The 18,975-nt window shown below is 67.1% G+C and carries 10 protein-coding genes; 7 read left to right on the top strand and 3 right to left on the bottom strand.

Features of this window, described 5'->3' with window-relative positions:
• Position 1: 1 nt before the first annotated feature.
• Positions 2-544, bottom strand: coding sequence for a hypothetical protein (locus OHT76_RS43215; protein ID WP_328876325.1), 543 nt, complete (start codon positions 542-544; stop codon positions 2-4).
• 15 nt (positions 545-559) lie between these two features.
• The gene (locus tag OHT76_RS43210) at positions 560-7,177 is read right to left on the bottom strand and encodes a polymorphic toxin-type HINT domain-containing protein (protein WP_328876324.1); all 6,618 of its coding nucleotides are present in this window, start codon (positions 7,175-7,177) and stop codon (positions 560-562) included.
• 455 nt (positions 7,178-7,632) lie between these two features.
• Between OHT76_RS43210 and OHT76_RS43205 the strand changes: the two genes are divergently transcribed.
• Positions 7,633-10,854: an FG-GAP-like repeat-containing protein gene (locus OHT76_RS43205; RefSeq protein ID WP_328876323.1), complete on the top strand. Its 3,222-nt coding sequence runs from the start codon at positions 7,633-7,635 to the stop codon at positions 10,852-10,854.
• Between the two features lie 157 nt (positions 10,855-11,011).
• Positions 11,012-12,025 carry an NAD-dependent epimerase/dehydratase family protein gene (locus OHT76_RS43200; RefSeq protein WP_328876322.1) on the top strand — a complete coding sequence of 338 codons (1,014 nt, stop codon included), beginning with the start codon at positions 11,012-11,014 and terminating at the stop codon, positions 12,023-12,025.
• Here OHT76_RS43200 and OHT76_RS43195 read toward each other — a convergent pair whose 3' ends face one another.
• Entirely contained in the window at positions 12,026-13,351 is a 1,326-nt protein-coding gene (locus tag OHT76_RS43195; RefSeq protein ID WP_328876321.1) for a DNA-binding protein, read from the bottom strand.
• A 251-nt stretch (positions 13,352-13,602) separates the two neighbouring features.
• Here OHT76_RS43195 and OHT76_RS43190 point away from each other — a divergent pair, with 251 nt between their 5' ends.
• The 5 genes from OHT76_RS43190 (at position 13,603) to OHT76_RS43170 (ending at position 18,975) form a co-directional block, all read left to right on the top strand.
• Positions 13,603-14,172, top strand: coding sequence for an ATP-binding protein (locus OHT76_RS43190; RefSeq protein WP_328876320.1), 570 nt, complete (start codon positions 13,603-13,605; stop codon positions 14,170-14,172).
• A gap of 164 nt (positions 14,173-14,336) precedes the next feature.
• Positions 14,337-15,320: a hypothetical protein gene (locus OHT76_RS43185; protein WP_328876319.1), complete on the top strand. Its 984-nt coding sequence runs from the start codon at positions 14,337-14,339 to the stop codon at positions 15,318-15,320.
• Between the two features lie 76 nt (positions 15,321-15,396).
• Entirely contained in the window at positions 15,397-16,908 is a 1,512-nt protein-coding gene (locus tag OHT76_RS43180; protein ID WP_328876318.1) for an amino acid permease, read from the top strand.
• The gene (locus tag OHT76_RS43175) at positions 16,908-18,248 is read left to right on the top strand and encodes a glutamine synthetase family protein (protein ID WP_328876317.1); all 1,341 of its coding nucleotides are present in this window, start codon (positions 16,908-16,910) and stop codon (positions 18,246-18,248) included. Before OHT76_RS43180 ends, OHT76_RS43175 begins: the two co-directional genes overlap by 1 nt.
• Positions 18,241-18,975 (top strand): hypothetical protein, encoded by a 735-nt coding sequence (locus OHT76_RS43170; RefSeq protein WP_328876316.1) that lies wholly within the window; start codon positions 18,241-18,243, stop codon positions 18,973-18,975. Before OHT76_RS43175 ends, OHT76_RS43170 begins: the two co-directional genes overlap by 8 nt.

Here is an 18,975-nt window from a genome sequence, read left to right as displayed (position 1 = left end):
TTCACCCGGCGAATGTTTGCAGGCTCCGCCTGTACTCAGCACCGGCGATCTCAGAGGTGACTTCGATGATGAAGTCTCCCAGCGCACCGTCCGTCGGTTTTCCATCTGCACCGAGCGAGCCGGGTTCAGCCTTCCAATCGATGAGGTGAACCTGGACCGCGTACCTTCCAGCTTCAAGGGGAATCTCAAGGCGATCGGCTCCCGTGTACTCACCAACAGCCTCCAGCCCACCAAGTCCCACGATGCCATCCGAGACAAGGAGGTAAGGGCGCGACGAAACCAAGCAGTATCGCGCTTCCCGCTCCGTCAGCCTCCCCAGCAAGGAGACTCCACGAACAGCGAACTGGTAGGCACCGTCGCCGCCAAAATCGATGGGCACGAGAGCGCCCTCCCGAACAGCCTCGACAAGGCTCTCGTTGTCCGCTACCTCATCTTCCCAGGAATCGATATCCCTGACCGAGGCGAAGCGCGACAGCCGCCACAAGGCAAACATTCCCGCCGACGTGCCTACCGTCTCCGTCATATCCAGGTCAAGCAAGGACACTGACCTCTCCCAGCTCTAGCATCGTTTGCTGATATTGACTTTGCATACGCGGTCACCAGGCTTAAGTCCCAGTTTCTTCAACTGGCGAGATACCTGCGCTCCAATACTTCGGTTGACGGAGCTGTCAAGCGGCGTCATGTTCTTTACATCGTCCGCACCACCGAGTTGCAACTCAACGATGTGGTCGATGTCCGTCCCCTCGACCGTCTTCTTGCCTGCGCGCCGCCACATATCCGCTGCGCTTCCGGAGCGTTCTACCTTGGTCACGACGAGTTTTCCTGCCGATCCAGCAGCGTTGAGAGCAGCAACCTTGCGATCAGCGGCTGCTATCTGATCGTCGTCCCATCCCTCCTTGTACTTCAGTTCAAGCGTTGCGCCGTTGCAGTTGTGGACAAGGACCGAAGCGGTCCCCGCCAGCACATAGTAGGTGTGCAGATCACTGACGGTGAGGTTGTGGACCGTGGCTTTCTGCGTGGTCCAGCGTTCGATCGCGGTGATCTGGACGTAGGTGCCAGCGCTGGTGTGCAGCCACTGTCCGGTCTTCAGGTCGGTGGCGTCGATCCACTCGCCCAGCTCCGGGACCCAGAATGGGTGCCCGTCCGTGGCAGCGACCTCGGCGGTCGCGCCTTGCTCGGTAGCGAACGTGACCTTGACCAGGTGCTTGACGCCCTCGCCCTTGATCTCGGCCGTGACCGTCTCTACTGCGGTCTCGCCAGTCTCCGGGTCGGTCGCCAGGACCTTGTCGCCGTTCTCAACGTCCTCGATGGGCTTGGCGGTGCCATCGGCCATAAGGACCTTGGTGCCAGGGACGAAGCTGTTGTCCTCGCAGCTGGTCTTTCCAGTCAGCCTGGCCTTGGCCTTCTGATAGCCGGTACTGACCTTCTCCCGGGCCTTGGCCGCCGCCTTGTGTGACTTCTGAACGGCGTTACCGGTCTTCTGTGCAGCCCGTTTGGCCTGCCGGGTGGCCGCTTCCTCCGCCTTCTTCTTCAGTTGAGCCGCTCGCTGGGCAGCCTTCTTCTTGGCCTCGGCCGCCTTGCGCGCCATCTCGCGGGCCTTCTCGGCCATCTTGATGATCGCGCGGGCTCGCTCCTTGGCCTTCTGCCAGGCCTGGACCGCGTTGATGGCCCGGTTGATCGCCTTGACCACGTCCAGCGCCTTGCCCAGCCCGCCTCCGAAGAAGTCGAGCAGCAGGCTTCCGCACGCCCACGCGTCACCACGGCTGACGCAGCCCTGGAAATCGTCCCAGCCGATGAGCCCGACCGCGATCGCCCAGCCGTTGTTCAAAATGACGTCCGACATCGTCATGTTCAGCTGCTGCTTCGCCCACGCCTCTTCGGACGCCGACGGAGCCCCGTAGTCACCGCCGCCGCCCCCGCCGCCGTCGTACTGGGTCGCCAAGCCGGTCGGGTCGGAGAACGTGACCGGGTTGTTCTCGCAGTACACATAGCCGTTCATCTGCACCGGGTCCGCCAAGTCGAGCACCGGGTCCACGGAGAGGAAGCGGCCCGTCGACGGGTCATACTCCCGCGCCCCCAGGTGCACCAGACCGGCCGAAGCGTCCTCGTCACCGCCGATGTAGCCCTGGTGCGAACGCCAGGTCGACGACTCCGACCGCTCCACACCGAACGGGTCCGTCTTGGAGAACTTGACCTTGTTGCCCGACGACAGCGCAACGTTGGCGTACGCCGTGCCGTTCTGGTCGGTGATCTGGACCGAGAGATCGCCAGCGCCGCCCGTGCCCACCGCGTGGCGCATCACCGTCGGAGCGCCCGGCTGGGAGTAGTAGCGCTCTGTGTAGGCGGGGGTCTTGTTCGCGTTGACCGAGATCGTCGACTCGCCCAGGTACAGGGTGCGTTCCGACGCCGAGATGGCCATTAGACGCGCGCCGTCACCGCCGTAGATGTACTTCGTCTCCTTGTCCGGCGCCCACGACTGGGCCAGGCCGTTCGCGTCGCACGTGTACAGCTGAAGGTCGGTCCCGTCCGCCGAGTTCGACGCCGGCACGTCCAGGCACTTGCCCGATGCGACGTGCTTCAGCTTGTTGCCCGCCGACACTGCCGTCCACTGCTGGCCGGCCGCCCCGGTGCAATCGGCGATCACCACCGCGGTGCCGTTCGCCGTGCCGCCGTCCTTCGGGACCACACACTTGCCGAGCACCTTCAGCGCGCCGGTGGTCGGGTCCGCCGCCGACGCCGAGTCGATGCGCAGTTTCTGCGCCTTCGTGCCGTTGCACGTGTACAGCTGGAGTGCGGTGCCGGCTGTCGTTGTCGACGACGTCAGGTCCATGCACTTGTTCGTCAGACCCAGCCACGCGCCGGAGCCGTTCTCGCCGAAGCCGGTGACCGTCTCGACCTGGCCGTCCCAGGTCCATGTCAGCGCCTGCTCCGAGCCGTCGTACGTACGGGTCTCGGTATTGCCGGCCGCGTCGTACGTCAGCGTCGTCGCCTTCGTCACCTGCGCGCCGGAGTCCGCCTTGTAGGTCGACGACGTGCCGGTAAGGGTGTGCGGCTGGGTGCCGTCCGCCTTGCCGTACGAGTACGTCGTCGTGGCGTCCTTCGACGCATCCAGACCCGGGTCGTGCTCCACGAGCCGCTCGCGGTTGCCGAGCGCGTCGTACGTGTAGCTCTGCCAGTAACCGCTGTTCGCGGACGTCACGTTGGTCGTGCCGTCCGAGTACTTCGGGGCGGCCGTCGTCTTGCCCGTCGCCGTGCAGGACGACGGCGCCGTCCACGCCTCCGTCAGCTGTCCCAGCGCGTCGTACATGAAGCACTGGCGATCGGTCGCCGAGTTCGAGGTGTCCGCGATCGACGTGACGTTGCCTGCCGGGTCGTAGGCGTATGTACGGGAGTTGACCCGGTGCCCCGTCACCGCCGTCGTGTCGCTCGTCGACTCACGGTCCACGATCGACCGGGTCAGCTCACCCGTTGCCTCGTCGAACAGGTTGGTCGTCCACACCCGGTTCGGATTCTCGCCGCTGACCGTGCGCAGGACCTGGCCGTACGGGGAGTACGAGGTCTGCGAGTTGTACCAGGCCAGGCCGGACGTCGAGACCGGCAGGCCGTCCTCGTTGTAGCGGATGACCAGCTTCTCGGCAGGCAGCGTGCCCACCGACGGAAGGTTGACGGCCTCCAGCAGGCCGGACTCCGAATACTCGAAGCTGTAGACGTACTCGCTTGCCAGGCCGTACGACATCGCGACCGACTCGGGAATGCTGATCTTTTGGCCGGTCGGCTGATAGTCAGCCGTGTAGCCGCTCACTGCCGTGGTGTAGGCCAGGCCGTCGGTGTAGCGGGTCTGCGAGGTCGGCAGGCCCACGCCGCCGATCAGCGTGTCGTACACCGTCTTCGACAGCAGCTTGCCCTCGGCTGCGCCCTCGTGCTGTTCGTACGGGCGCGACAGCTCGTCGTAGAGCGTGTAGACGGCCGCCTTCTCGTTCGTGACCAGCTCGGGGCGGTCCAGGACGTCGTACTTCGTTGTCGTCGTCCCGGCATCCGGGTCGACCGACTCGATCTCGCGGCCGCGGGCGTCGTACGCCCAGGTCCAGGCGTTGCCCTCGGAGTCCTCGGCCCTTACGCGGTCGCCGCGCTCGTCGTAGGTGTACGACGTCGAGCGGTACTCGGTCCGCGCCGCGTTCGTGAAGGTGTCCACGCGGACCGTGCGGCCGAGCGCGTCGGACCAGGTGCGCTGGGCTGCGGCGCCCTCGGGGTTGATCACCGTCGAGTTGTCGTAGCCGTACTCGTAGCGGGTCGCCTTGGCCGGGACCTCCTCACCATTGAGGTAGGGGGTCTCCGTCAGCGTGCGGCCCAGGCCGTCGTACGCGTACAGGGTGGCGTTGGGGACCTGGTAGTCCGAGTCCAGCACGAAGAGCTGGGCCGACGGCTCGCCGGTGGCGAAGTACGCGTTGTTGGTCTGCTTGATCGTGCCGTTGGCGCTGTACAGGATGTCCGTGATCAGTCGGCCGCCGCCGACCGCCGGTTCCTGCTTCTGGCGTTCGCGGCCGAGGCCGTCGTAGATGACGGTGGCGCTCTCGTACTCGCCGGCGTCGTTAAGGGACTCGGTGGTGATCGAGACCGGCTGGCCGATGGTGGTGTCGTACGTGAACTTCGCCGACGGGGACTTCGACGTGGACCGGCTGGGGGCCCACACCTGCGTAGTGCGGCCCAGCGAGTCGTAGGTGTACGTCGTCGTACGGCCGTTGACGTCGCTGTCGGTCAGCGACACCCCGCGGCCGGGCTCCAGTGTGGTGATCTCGCTGTGCTGGAGTGCGTTGGTGGTCTCGATCTCGTAGACCTGGCCCGTGGCGGGGCGGTAGGCCGTGGTGGCCTTGTTTCCCTTCGCGTCCGTGGAGGACGTGGTGCGGCCGTAGGAGTCGTAGGAGATCTCGCCGTCCTTCACCCAGCCGCCGCCGGTACCCGTGATCGCCCAGGTGATGGTGGCGTTGGGCGAGGACGGGGCGGCTGACGCGCTGAACGCGGTGGCGTTGTCGTAGCCGATCCGGGAACCGTCGATCCAGTCGGCCGCGGTCGCGGTGGAGGCCTCGGTGCAGGTGCCCGCGGTGGTCAACGTCTGCGCGGGCAGGCCGATGAGGTGCTTGCCTGTGTTGTGGACGTACGACATGACGGCGCACGTCTCGTCACCGGTCTTGGCGAGGTCGCCCTGCGACTCAACCTGGGTGGGCAGGCCATAGGTGCCCTCATAGGTGTAGACGGTCCTCAGCGTGCGCCAGCCGCCGTCGGCGGTCCCGGAGTACCGGGTGAATGTGGCGCTCTTGGCGTCCCGTACGCGGTAGGCCTTGAGGGCCGGTATGCCGCCGCCTCGCGTGCGGGTGGCCAGAACGGTGGATGTCGGGTAGTCGACGGTCCGGGTCAGCAGTTCGCCGGCGTTCCTCGTGTACGTCAGGGACTCCGCGACCCGGCCTGCGTACTGCTCGTTGTCCGTGGCGATCGTCGCGCCTGTCGAGGAGGTCACGGTGACCGGGCGGGTCGTGCCGTCGGGCAGCGGATCGCCGTGCATGCCACGGAAGTAGCGGGTCTCCGTCATGCCGGCTTGGGTGGACATGGACGCTGCGGTCTCGGAGTCCGAGGTCTCGCCCGTGATCGTCCGTACCCGCGTGTAGCCACGCCACTGGTCGTAGGTGCGCGTCTTCTTCTTGGAGAACTCCGCCTGGTTCAAGGCCCAGGCCGCGCCTCCGAGGTACTCGTACTGGGTGGTGACCGGGTCTACGCCGGTCAGGGCGGGCAGCTCCTGGACGCTCGCAACCCGGTACTTGTAGAACCAGTCGATCTCCTCGACGCCCGGGTCTGTGTGCCAGTACACCGGGAAGCAAAGCCCTGTGTTCTCCTCCGGCTTGGGAAAGGCTCCGTTGACCTTGCAGTCGTCGGTCGGGTCCTCGTAGTCGACGAAGGTCTCGCCGCCGTACTCGCTGACGACCCGCTCGATGCGCAGCCGGTCGAAGGCCGGGTGCGGGTCGCCGGAGCCGCGCTTGACGCGATTGGGCATCGACTCTGCGTTGGCGAGGAACTGCACCGGGTTGAGCGTCATCGGCACGCCGTCGGTGGCGTAGCCGGTGCGGGTGATCGACTCCAGCCAGAGGGCGGTGCCCTCGTCGGTCAGATCAGCCGGCAGCGACTGCTGGAGCGTCCAGCTGTCCACTTTCGACAGGTCGGTCGAGCCTTGGGTGCGCTGCGTCCATGTCGTCACCTGGGCCAGGCGCTTGCGTGACCAGAAGGTCGGAACGGGGACGTAGCATTCCTTGCCCTCGGCGCAGTACAGGTCGGTCGGGGTGTCGTACCAGATGCGGTTCTGGTCGGAGTTTCCTGAGGTGAAGTTCTCCTCAGAACAGGTGACTTCGCTCTCCCTGAAGCAGCGCTCGTCTACGTCGAAGGTGACCTTGGAGATGGGGGCGCCGTAGGGGTTGGCCTTGGTCAGGCCGTATTCGATGCGCTTGAGGTAGCCACCGCGGTCGTAGGGTACGGGCGTGGTGTAGGCGTTGTTCTTGGCGTAGTAGTTCTCCTCCTTGGCCCAGTACAGCGCCATCGCGTTGCCGTGCACGTCGACGACGTAGTCGAGGTTCCAGCGCCAGGCCTCCGCGCAGAACGATCCCGTGAAGTCGCCCGCCTTGTAGCAGGGTTCACCGCTCTGGTTACTCGCGACGGGAGCCGTAAGGACGGAGTTGGTGACCGGGTCGCCGCTCGCCCAGGCGTCGCTCAGCTTGTGCTTGCCGAAGTAGTACTGGGTGCCGTCGCGGGTGGTGACCCGCCAGTACTCACCGTCCTCATCGCCGTTGTCCAGGGCGGTGTTCTTCAGCAGCTCCACGCGTGAGCCGTCGCCGTTGGCGGCGACCCACGTATCTCCGTAGCGGTTCGCGCCGTCCGGCAGTACCAGCTCGGTGGTCGTCCCGCCCAGGGTAAGGGTCGCGTTGTCCGACCCCCAGCACAGGTCGCTGGTCTTCTTCGTGTTGTTGCCGTCGTCCTGGTCGTCGAGGCAGGCCTTGTAGGTGCGGGTGATCGAGCCCGCGTTGTACTCCCAGCCGTCACCGATCCAGGACGGCTGGTTGTTGGTGGCGGACGTACGGCCGTCCACGCCTTGCGAGTTGTAGCCGAAGGACACCGCCGGGGAGGGGCCGGCCGGCACGGACGGGGTCTGGAGGGCGTAGGAGTATGTGAATGCGCCGGAGTTGCCGCCCGCCGCCCACGAACCCGCACTGACGAGCGGCGTCGCACCGAAGTCACCCTTCGAGCCGGAGCCGTCGTCGGTCCCCAGAAGGACCGAGGAGCCCGAGCCGGAGGCCGCCGCTGCGAGGGATGCCAGGCGCGGACCGCTCGCGGTCTTCGGGGTGCGGTAGACCGCGTCGGTGACCGTACCCCCGGCGGAGGCAGTGGCGGTGCCTTGGACTGCTCGCCGTACCGCTGCTCGACGATCCGGAGCCCTCCGACACCTCCGCCGACACACGGAAGTCCGCCACCCGAACGCTGGACGAGAACACAGCGCAGCAGCAGGCCGTCGCCTCCCGCAAGCGCGTCGAAGTGACCGCGCTGCGCGACGAAACGTCCACAACGTACGCCCGACCCGACGGCACTTTCGAACTGGTGGCATACGGCGCGCCAGTGCGGGCGAAGGTCAACGGGGCATGGAAAGCGATCGACACCACCCTCGCCCGGTCGGAGAACGGATGGGCCGCCAAGGCGACCGCCGACCCCGTCGTATTCTCAACGGGCGGCGACCGCGACACGCGCAGCGGTGGTGCTACGTCCGTACGCCCCGCCGTGTTCACGGTCGACAGCGGGGCGCGCACCGTCCAGGTGGCTGACGACGCCGAGAACTACACCCCGCTGGCAACCCTCACCAGTAACGGCCATGAGGTGACGCTGAGTTGGCCGGGCGCACTGCCCGAGCCAGTGATCAGCGGCTCAAGTGCCCTGTACCGCAACGTCCTCAACGGCGTCGACCTGATGCTGACCGCGCAGGCCAGCGGCTTCAGCCACCTGTTGATCGTGCACAGCGAAGCGGCCGCGGCCGATCCGGCGCTGGCCGAGCTGTCCTACGGGCTCTCGTCTGCGGACCTGACCTTCCACCTCGACCCAGTGACAAAGGTCGTCACCGGCAAGGACCGCAACGGCCAGGAAACAGTGGTCTCGCCGACCCCCTACCTGTGGGACTCCGCGGGCACCTACGCAGTCACCGAAGGAGACGATCCAGAGCCGACACAGGAAGGGGCCGCCCCCACCCCGTCGTTCTCGGAGGAACCCGGCGAGGCCGCGGGCGAGGGCAGCCTCGCTCCGCAGGACGGCCTGGACACCGACGCCCCGAGCGCGACCACAGATGAGCAGGACGGGGCCACCGCGTCCGAGCCGCCGGCCTCCGGTGACGACACGCCGACCTCCTCGGCGTCACCCGCCGCCTGGCGCTCCGCTGCCCGCCAGGCCACCACCGCCGACGCCGTCCTCCGCACGTCCATTGCACAGGCCGAGCGGACGGCATTGACGGACAACGAGGTCTTCACGCTGTCAGGCCTCGCCGGGCCCGACCCAGGAACCCACATGGCCGTCGCCGACGCTGAGTTGACCTCGCCCGGCACCAGCACCACCAGTCTGTCCATCGTCCCGGACACTGGGCTGCTGACCGCCGAGGACACGGTCTACCCGCTCTTCATCGACCCCACCATCTACGGCAAGACCAAGCACTGGACCACGGCCTACAAGAAGTACCCCAGCTCCAGCTTCTACGACGGTGCCAACTACAACAGCGGCACCACAGAGGCCCGCGTCGGCTTCGAGTCGACGACCTGGGGTTTGTCCCGGTCCTTCTTCAAGCTCGGCTGGTCCACCAACATCAAGGGCGCGCACGTCTCCTCAGCCTCCATCCAGCTGCGTGAGACCTACGCCTGGTCGTGCAACGCCCGCGAGATGCAGGTGTGGCTGACCGGCGGCGTCTCGTCCAAGACCACCTGGAGCAACCAGCCGGACTGGAAGTCGGAGATCGGCACCAAGTCCTTCGCACACGGCTACAACTCGAACTGTCCGGATTCCTATGTCTCCTATGACGCCAAGTCGGTCGCCCAGGACGCGGCCGACGGAGGCTGGGACTCGATGACCATCGGGCTGCGCGCCTCCACCGAGGATTCGGCGTACTCCTGGAAGAAGTTCCGTGCGGAGGGCGACAGCGCTCCCAAGCTGACCCTCGTCTACAACCGCAAGCCGAAGACGCCGAGTTCGGTGACGATGTCCCCCGGCAGCACCTGTGACAAGACGGAGCCGTACATCCACATCGGTAAGCGGGATGTGACGCTGTCGGCGGTCTCCTCCGACCCCGACGACACTTCCATTCGCCAGGATCTGGAGTACCTGGACTTCGAGCTCTGGCACAAGACTGAGGAAGACAACAAGATCCTCGACAAGAACGTCACGGTGACCAGCACCGGCAAGGCATCAACCACGCTCACCAAGGACAAGTTCAACGACGGTTGGACGTACTACTGGCGGGTGCGCGCGCTGGACAAGAGCGGTGCCGGGTCGGCGTACGCCCCGACCGCCGACCCGAAGACGTGCCGGTTCGTCTTCGACAGCACCAAGCCGAACGAGCCGATCGTGACGTCCACGGACTTCCCGGCGGCCGACGACGACGGCACGATCTGGTCCGAAGTGAAGCTCGGCACCCCCGGTAGATTCATTATTGCGCCGGACGAGGACACCGACATCACGCGGTTCGAGTGGTCCTTCAACACGACGACGTATGCGGACGGCAAGAACGTCACCGCAGGCGCCTCGACGACCGTGTCCCTGTCTCCGCCTACGGCTGGACCCAACGTGCTGTACCTGCGGGCCGTGGACAGCGCCGGCAACCCGTCGCCGGGCACGAAGTACCTGTTCTACGTCACCCCGCGCGACAGCGCCGACGAGCCGGGCGACCTGACTGGTGACGCCATTCCGGACCTGCTCACCATCACCGCGGGCGGAAACCTGAAGATGTACCCGTCGACCAGAGCCGGTGACCTGCACGCCTCGCTGTTGGCGGCCCACGAGGGCGGCATCGGTCTGCTGACCGACCTGGACAAGGACGGCGAGGACTACCTGGCCGGCTACTGGATGGGCTCCGACGGCACCCCCGCCCTGGTCGCGCACGGCGGTGACGCTCTCGGCGCTGACGGCCTCGGTGACGTCTTCGCCCGCATGCCGGACGGAAAGCTGTACGTCTACCCCGGCGACGGCTACGGCAGCGTCGACATCGCCCAGCGCCTGACCCTGCGGCTGCCGTCGGGCTCGCCAGACCCTGCGACCTTCGACCAGATCATCGTGGGTGACTACGACGCCGACGGCCGCGCCGATCTGTTCGCCACCGCTGCCGGCGGTGAGTTGTGGGCCTTCGAGGGCTACACCGGCGCCACGTTCCTGACCGTCACCAAGATCTCCTCAACGGCGTGGGCTGACCGGGACCTCGTCTCCGTCGGCGACCATGACGCCGACGGCGCACCCGACCTGCTGTGGCGCTCCGGCTCCTCGAGCCGCCTGTACCTGCGCTACGGCGTGAAGGACACCGCAGGCGGCGCCACAATCACCTCCCTGGCCACGGCCGCCGCCTCCAAGACAGGCGCCGACGAGGTCTACGCCGAGGGGTGGGAAACGACGATCGCCCCCGTCACCCACCTCCGCGGCACCCCGGACGTCACCAACGACGGCATCCCCGACCTGTGGTCCCTGCGGAGCGACGGCGCCATCTACTTCTACAAGGGCGGCGCGTCGGTCATCGGCTCACGGGCCGTGGTCATCAGTGCCGCCAGTGAATGGGCAACGACGCAGCTGGCGTTCGGCTGAGCCGCAGGGGCCCGCGAGAGGCTGAAATCCGGGAGGTGCGTAGCGCTCGTAGAGCTCGTCGTAGGTGGAGCCCGCTTGGTGGTTGTCGAGCGGACGGTCTCCGGGGTCTGGCGGACCCAGTCTGTCGTCCATGGCAACCAGAGGGCAGGATCGGGACATGAAGATTCTGGTCATCGGAGGAACGTGGTTCCTGGGCAAAGCAATCGCGGAAGGTGCACTGGCGAGGGGATGGACAGTCACTACGTTCAACCGCGGCCGGTCAGGGTCAGATGTTCCTGGTGTGGAGGCCGTGCACGGTGACCGTACGGTGCGTGAAGACCTGCTGAAGCTGGCTCAGCGCGGCCCGTGGGATGCCGTGATCGACACATCGAGTTCGGAACTCGCCCCTCGCGACGTGCTCTTGGCCGCATGGTCCTTGCAGAACCGCGCCGGGCGCTGGGTGCACATCTCCACCGTGTCGGTCTATGAGGGGTGGCCGCACCAACCGCTCACGGAAGAGTCGCCTTTGCTGGACTGCCCTGCGGATGCCGATGAGTCGTTCGGGTACACAGGCGAGGACGGCAGTCCTACCCAGTACGGATTCCAGAAGGCCGGTGGCGAGCGTGCCGTTGCGGAGGCCTTCGGCGACGCTGCGGTGTTCCTGCGCCCCGGCGTGATCCTGGGCCCCGGCGAGTACGTCGGCCGACTGCCCTGGTGGCTGGAGCGGGCCGAGCGTGGTGGGCGCATCCTTGCCCCCGCACCGGCCGAACAACGCATCCAGCCTGTCGACGTGCGCGACGTCGCACAGTTCGCTCTGCATCAGGCCACAAGCTCAAGCAGCGGCGGCTTCAACGTCACACACCCCGATGGCATCTCGTTCAGCGGCTTTCTCGACGAGTGCCTCGCAGCGACGGGGGGCGAAGGCGCCCCGGTGTGGGTGGATGCCAGCGTGCTGGCCAAACACGGAGTGAAGCAGTGGACAGAGCTGCCTCTGTGGCGCACCCATGCCGGGGTGTGGGCCGTCGACTCCCAGCGGGCCGTGGAGGCAGGCCTGCGATGTCGGCCGATCGCCGAGACGGTCGCGGACACGTGGCAGTGGTGGGCTGCGGACGGGCGTCCCGTGGACCACCCAAGGTGGGCAGAACACGGGATCGCCCTGGAGAAGGAGGCGGGCATCCTCGCCTCACTGTGATCAGCCCTCGATCGCCAGCAGGGGCACAGGCGGGCCGAGCCGGTACGGCGGGGATACGCGCGTGAAGTCCTCGATCCGCTCACGCAGCTCTGTCGGCAGCTGCGCTCCGTGGTAGGCGGGTCGTGCCAGGCGTCGTCCGATGCGGGCGGTCCGCACGACGATGCCCGTGTTGCGCTGATCGGCTGGTACCTCCCACACCGGACTCAGTGCTTCCGCCGCGCCATCGACGTCGTCGGCGAGCAGGCGGGCGTATGCCAGGTCGGCGGCGGCTCCGGCCCGAACGTGGGCGGACTGCTGATCCTGCGGCCTCTGCGCCAGCAGAGACAGAGCGCGCCGCGCATCCGCCTCAGCCTGTGCTGCGTCGCCCACGAGCAGGGCCGTGGTGCTGTTGGACATGGCCAGCCGCTCCCCGGGAAATCCGAACTCGCCGCCAACAGCGTCGTGCAGCTCATCGCGACGGTCCCGGCCAGCGTCCTCGGAAAGATGGATGGCGCGCTGGGCGGAGACCACGTCGCCCAAGTGTGCGTAGGCGCGGGCTTGGATGGAGTGCAGACGGTGCTGGGCCACGTCGCCGAGACCGCCATACGTCAGAGCCCGGTTGGCCTTGGCGACGGCTTCGCTCGCATCACCGCTGTGATAGGCGATGTAGGCCAGGGTGCCGTCGGCGAAGGCCTGCAAGGGCACGAATCGTGAGCTCTCGCCGTACACGGCGGCAGTGCGAGCGAGGGTGCGTGCGCTCGGGAAGTAGCCCAGGTCGAAGGCAGCGACGGCCAGGAGGGCGACGGTCTGCCCGTTCAATATCATCAACTGCTGTTGCTGGGCCGGTACCTGAGTCCTGTCGCGCTTCCGCTCTACTTCCCGGCGGAGGTTGTCGGCTTCTTCGTACGCCAGTGCAGCCGGCAGGGTGTGATACCGCCGGGCGAGGCTCACCACCTGGTCGTGCAGTTCGTCGATGGTGTTGTCGGAGACGGACGCCGTTGCGGTTGCGTCGGCGCCCTCATGGGCTTCACGTGCGGTCATTCGAACTCGCTCTTCCAGGTCTAGCGCGGGTGCCTGGGGATCGTCCTGCGGCGGCGGCCCGAACAGCTGCTCTGCCGTGTACTCAGGCCACATGGCTTCGAGAGCGCGACAGGTGTCGGCGCTGGGCAGGGTGACGAGCTTGCCACCCGTCCAGCGCCGGAACTGCGTCTCGCCGCAAGTCGGGTTATGCGGGTCGTGCCCGAACAACCGGACACCGGTCTCAGTGAACTTCTCCTCGAATCGACGGTAAGGAAGCCTGTCCCGATCACACAGCCACGCGAGCAGCGTCTTCGGCTCACTTCTCATTCCGCCCCCAGTCTGCGGCGCCGCGTTCGCGCGGCCGTCGTGCGGATCCTTCCCCTTCTCCGTGAAGGGGATACCGCTGCCGCCCGTGATGGCAACTAGGCCTGAGCAGAGGCCACTTCGAAGACACTCCGAGGCCACTTCCGTCGCCCGCAAGTGTCGGAGAGGACACGTTTGCGGACATGGCGAAGCCACGTGAGGCAGGTGAACGCTGATCGTCACTCCTCGCAGAGAGTGCCCAAGCGAGCACAATCATGGAACAGAGGTCCCCCATGAACGCGCAGATGGTGAGCGCCGCTCTCGCCCTCCTCCCGGCGGGTGCACGCACAGCTGAGGTACAGGCCCTCAATGCCGAGCCGGAGAAGGGTCGAGAGGTTGACGCCGACGAGCAGCCGGCTCCTCTCCGCCCGCAGTCGTGGAAGCGCAGCTGGCGCATAGAGGCGTGCGTCCCCAGGCTTGCTCGCCTGCACGCCCGTACACGGCTGAGCATGATGTCCTGGTCCGGCAACCGGAATGCCGCCGTACGGATCACCACCGAACTCGTGCGCAACGCCGTGGAGCACGTCGGCATCGGCATCGTCGAGCTGACGTTGTCCGTCGACGAAGCCGATGTGCTGTTCATCGACGTGACGGACCCGCGCCCGGGGGACGACGGACTCGACGATGACCTCGCCGGCGGCGACGGGACGGGCCTTGGGCTCGCGCGGCGTCTGGGCGGCGAGGTCAGCTGGTTCCCAGTCGAGTCCGGCAACGGCAAGACCGTTCGAGTCCGGATGCAGCCTAGCGAGACCGGATCCACAAGCCTGGCCGTCGAGGCTTCCTGAGCGGCCGCCGGGCCGCAGCCGCCTACCTCCCCAAGGTCTGAGCACGGCTGCCGCCCGGCGGTCTTCCAACCCCCACACCGAGGCCCCCATGCCCTTCTTAAGCGTTCAAGGCAGCCCCCGGCGCCTGCCTGCTGCCGTCCCCCACCAGCTGGGGGTTTCCGCTGATGGCCGCTAGCGACCTGGCCCTGACCCCGCATCCGGCGGGTTACGACGAAGACTTGCGCCTGGCCCTGGAAGACCTCCAGCTCGACCGGTGGCTCTCCGCCAAGGCCCTGCTCGCCAACACCCGCACCTGGGCGCTGCGCACATCCCGCAGTCAGGTCCTGGCGGCCGGAGCTGCGAAAGGTGACGCCATCGCGGCCTGGTGCGCCGAGGATCCCGGAGACGCCAACGCCCTGATGATGCGGGCTCGCGTCCTCACCCACCGGGTTCTGGCCGCTCACCGCAGCACAACAGCCCGTCACACCCTGCTCCCCAGGGTCAGCGCCGCACGCGCCGCATGCGAGGACGCAGCTCGCCGCTGGCCGGCTGACCCCGTGCCCTGGGTGTGCATGCTGGCCCTCGCCCGGTTGGACGTCGACCACAAGCATTGGCACTCCGTTCACCACTGGGCGAATCCGCCGGAGGCGATGCTGCCCCGCGGGCCGTGGCCGCTGCTGTGGCAAGTAGACCGGCGGGACTGGCCCAACCGGGAGGCCTATCACCGGATGCTCCAGTGTCTCCAGGCCCGCGGCAACGGAGCCGTGGACTTCACGCGATGGGTGGCCTCCCAGGCCAAACCGGGGTCTGTACTGCTGAACCTGCCCTTGTACGCCTACGTCGAGGACTACCGGTTGCGGACGGCAAACGGACAGGTTGCCAGCACGCTCGGCTTCTGGACCAACGAACAGGTCCGGTACTACGTCGAGCTGGCGAGAGACGGATGGTTCGCCTACGTCACCGACCGGAACAGCTGCTCGCTGATGGATCTCAACTACCTGGCCTACACGCTGACTGCCTGTGGCCTTCCCGGCGCGCCCGAGGTGTTCACGGCGATCGGCCCCCTCGCCACTCCCGCGCCCTGGCAGCACGTCAGCGAAAGCCGGTGGTGGCAGGACGACTTCGTGCGGGCGCGCAACTACGCGATGAAGCAGGGGCGGAACCGCTGATGACAAGTCGAGCACCCCCGCCGCGAGGCGAATCCCAGCACCACTCCCTCCCCCTTCGACCCAGAGGAATGTTTCGGTGTCTCCGAGAAGTGCCGCCCGTCGGCTGGACGATGACGATGCTGTTCTGGCCGGGCTCGGCTATCAGTCGGTACTGGCGCGCCGCATGGGCCCGTTCGGCAACTTCGCGATCTCCTTTTCCGTCATCAGCATCCTGTCCGGCTGCATGACTCTCTACGGCTTCGGCCTGAACACCGGCGGCCCGGCCGTGATCATGTGGGGCTGGCTCGGCGTCGGACTGATGGTCCTGCTACTGGGCATGTCGCTGGCCGAGGTCACTTCTGCCTACCCCACCTCAGGCGGGCTCTATTACATGGCGCACCGGCTCGGCGGGCCCCGCTGGGCCTGGGTGACCGGCTGGCTGAACCTCCTCGGATTACTGGGCGCCATAGCCGGCATTGACTACGGCGCCGCCACGTTCGTCGGTGCGTTCGCCAACCTCCAGTGGGGCTTCACACCGACACCCGAGAAGACCATGATGATCTTCTGCGGGATCCTGCTGCTGCACGCCCTGCTGAACGTGGCCGGTGTCCGCCTGGTCGGCCTCCTGAACTCGGTTTCGGTGTGGTGGCACCTCGTCGGCGTAGCGGTCATCGTCGGCGCCCTGACCCTCGCGTCGGCTGATCACCAGAGTGCCGACTTCGTGTTCACCCAGTTCAACAACGACACCGGCTTCAGCAACGGCCTGTACGTCACCGCGCTCGGGCTGCTGCTGGCGCAGTACACGTTCTGCGGCTACGACGCCTCCTCCCACCTGTCCGAGGAGACCACGCAGGCCCAGACATCGGCACCCAGAGGAATCGTCCGCTCGATCTGGGTCTCGTGGATCGCCGGGTTCATCCTGCTGGCCGGGCTCACGTTCACCATCCAGGACTACGCGGGCACGCAGAGCAGCGCCACCGGAGTGCCGCCTGCCCAGATATTCCTCGACGTCGTCGGCCTGTCCGGTGCGAAGGCCCTGCTGCTGATCGTGATCGCGGCCCAGCTGTTCTGCGGCAACGCCGAGACTGCCGCGGCCTCCCGCATGGTGTTCGCGTTCTCCCGAGACGGGGCCGTTCCGTTCGCCGCCACCTGGCGCCGCGTCAGCACCCGCACCAAGACGCCGGTGGCCGCCGTGTGGCTGTCGGTGGGAGTCGCACTCGTCCTGGCGGCACCGTCGCTGTACTCGCCGACCGCGTACGCCGCCGTCACAGCGATCAACGTCATCGGCATCACCCCCGCCTACGCCATCCCCGTCTACCTACGACTGCGCGCGGGGAACCACTTCCAGCCCGGACCGTGGAACCTCGGCCGGTGGAGCAAGCCCATCGGCTGGACCGCCGTGACCTGGGTCGGCTTCGTCACCGTCCTGTTCTGCCTGCCGCAGGTCTCCCCCATCACCACCTCGTCGTTCAACTACGCCGGCGTAGCCCTGATCGCCGTGCTCACGCTGGCCTGGATCCTGTGGATCACCCAAGGCCGCCGCGCCTACCGCATCCCGCCCCTGGGCAACACCGCCACCCACACCGCCCTGGCGGAGGACGTCGTCTGATGAACAAGCAGATCCCCGGACTCCTCTCCCCCAAGGACTTCCGCACCGCCGTGGACCGCACGGACATCACCACGATCATGGTGGCCGTCCCTGACATGATGGGACGCCTCCAGGGCAAGCGGCTCAACGCCCGGATCTTCCTCGACCGCATCGACAACGGGCTCAACGCGTCGGAGGCCTGCGCCTACATCCTGGCCACCAACGTGCGCATGGACCCCCTCGGTGCCTTCGACCTCACAGGCTGGGACCACGGCTTCCAGGACATCGGCTTCGTCGCCGACCTGGATACGCTGCGCGTCCTGCCCTACATGCCCGGCGTCGCGCTCGTGCACTGCGACGCCGTACACCCCGACGGCACGCCCTTGGAGATCGCGCCGCGCCGAATCCTCCGCTCTCAACTCGATCAGCTGGCAGAGATCGGCTTCGAGGTCCGTGTGGGGCTGGAGAGCGAGTTCGTCCTCTGCAAGGGCCTTCAGCCCGTGGTACAGCACAACCTTGACTACGCCCTTGACCATCCGCCGGCACTGAGCGATTTCCTCCAGCACCTCGCAGAGGCTCTGCCCGAGGCCGGCGTGCCCATCGAGGCGACCAAGACAGAGGGCGCTCCCGGCCAGGTGGAGGTCACCTTCCCCTACGGACCGGCACTTCATGGATGCGACAACTACACCGTCTACAAGCAGACCGTGCGGCACCTGGCCCGAGGCCATGGTCTGACAGCAACCTTCATGGCCACACCGTTCACCGCCGTGGGCAGCGGGCTGCACATACACCTGTCTCTCTGGCAGGGCGGCTCGCCAGCCTTCACTGCCAGCTCCGGCGAAACGCTGCCCGAGACGATGCAGCACAGCATCGCCGGACTGCTCTCCGCAATGCCCCACCTCGCACCGCTGTACGCGCCCAATCCCAACTCCTACAAGCGGTACGCCACGGCACACTCCTTCGCCCCCCAATATATGAACTGGGGCCACGACAACCGTGGATGCGCCATCCGCGTCACCGGTCACGGCGAGGGCACACACCTGGAGATCCGCCTGCCCGGCGCCGACGCCAACCCCTACCTCGCCCTCGCCGCATCCCTCGCTGCGATGACACACGGCCTCACCGAGAAGCTGACACCGCCCGAGCGCTGCCGAGGCGACGCCTACACAGACCAGCAAACGCCCCCTGTCCGACGTGACCTCGCCGAGGCGCTGGCGTACTTCAACGGCAGCAGCCTCGCCACGAGCGCACTCGGAGCCGGGGTGGTGCGCCACTACGCCAGCGCGGCCGAGGCCGAGATCACCGAGCACCGCAGACAGGTCACCGACGTCGAACGCGAACGGGGGTTCGACCGTGCCTGAGAGGGACACCAGCACCGTCACCGTCGCCGTCTGGAACATCGAGGCAGACGGCGGCCGCGATGGCGAACGCCGGGCGTTCGCGCTCGACATCCTCGCCGAGCACCACCCCGACGTACTGCTGCAGCAGGAAGCGAAGTTCAGCCGGGAGCGGGGCCACCAGCTCATGCACGCCGCGGAGCAGCGGTTGAAGCTCCGCGGGTTCCTGGCCACTCCCAACCCGGACGCCGACGCCGACATCGCAACTGCCGTGTACCTGCGCACAGAAATGTTCCAGGTCGCAGAAGCCCGCCCCCGCACGAAGCCATGGTGGCTCCACCCGTGCCATGCGGCGGTGAGGCTCGACAACTGCCCCAAGCCGCTGAGCCTCATCTCGTTCCACATGTGCTGTTTCGATGCCGACCAGCGCTTGACCGAGGCCGGTTGGCTGACCATGCAAGCCCAACCGAGCATGGCCACCCTCGCGGCCGGCAATACCAACAGCTATCCGCGCAACCCCGAACGCCTTGCCCTGCCAGACTGGGGCAAGGTGACAGACCGGTCGCACTGGGTCCGCCGTACGTACCTCGACGCCGACGGGCACCGTCGCAGCGACACTCGGCCCGACGCCGCGCTGACGGACGCCGGATATCAAGACCTCGCGCGCTACGCCGCCGACCACCTCGGCCAGCCGGACGTCAGGCAGAGGAGATTAGTTCTCCTCTGCCTGACGCAGCACCACCATGAGTAA

The sequence above is a fragment of the Streptomyces sp. NBC_00287 genome (genome assembly GCF_036173105.1).
Lineage (GTDB): Bacteria > Actinomycetota > Actinomycetes > Streptomycetales > Streptomycetaceae > Streptomyces.
Note: the sequence above shows the minus strand (reverse complement) of the source record. Positions and strands in the feature narration are given on the sequence as shown.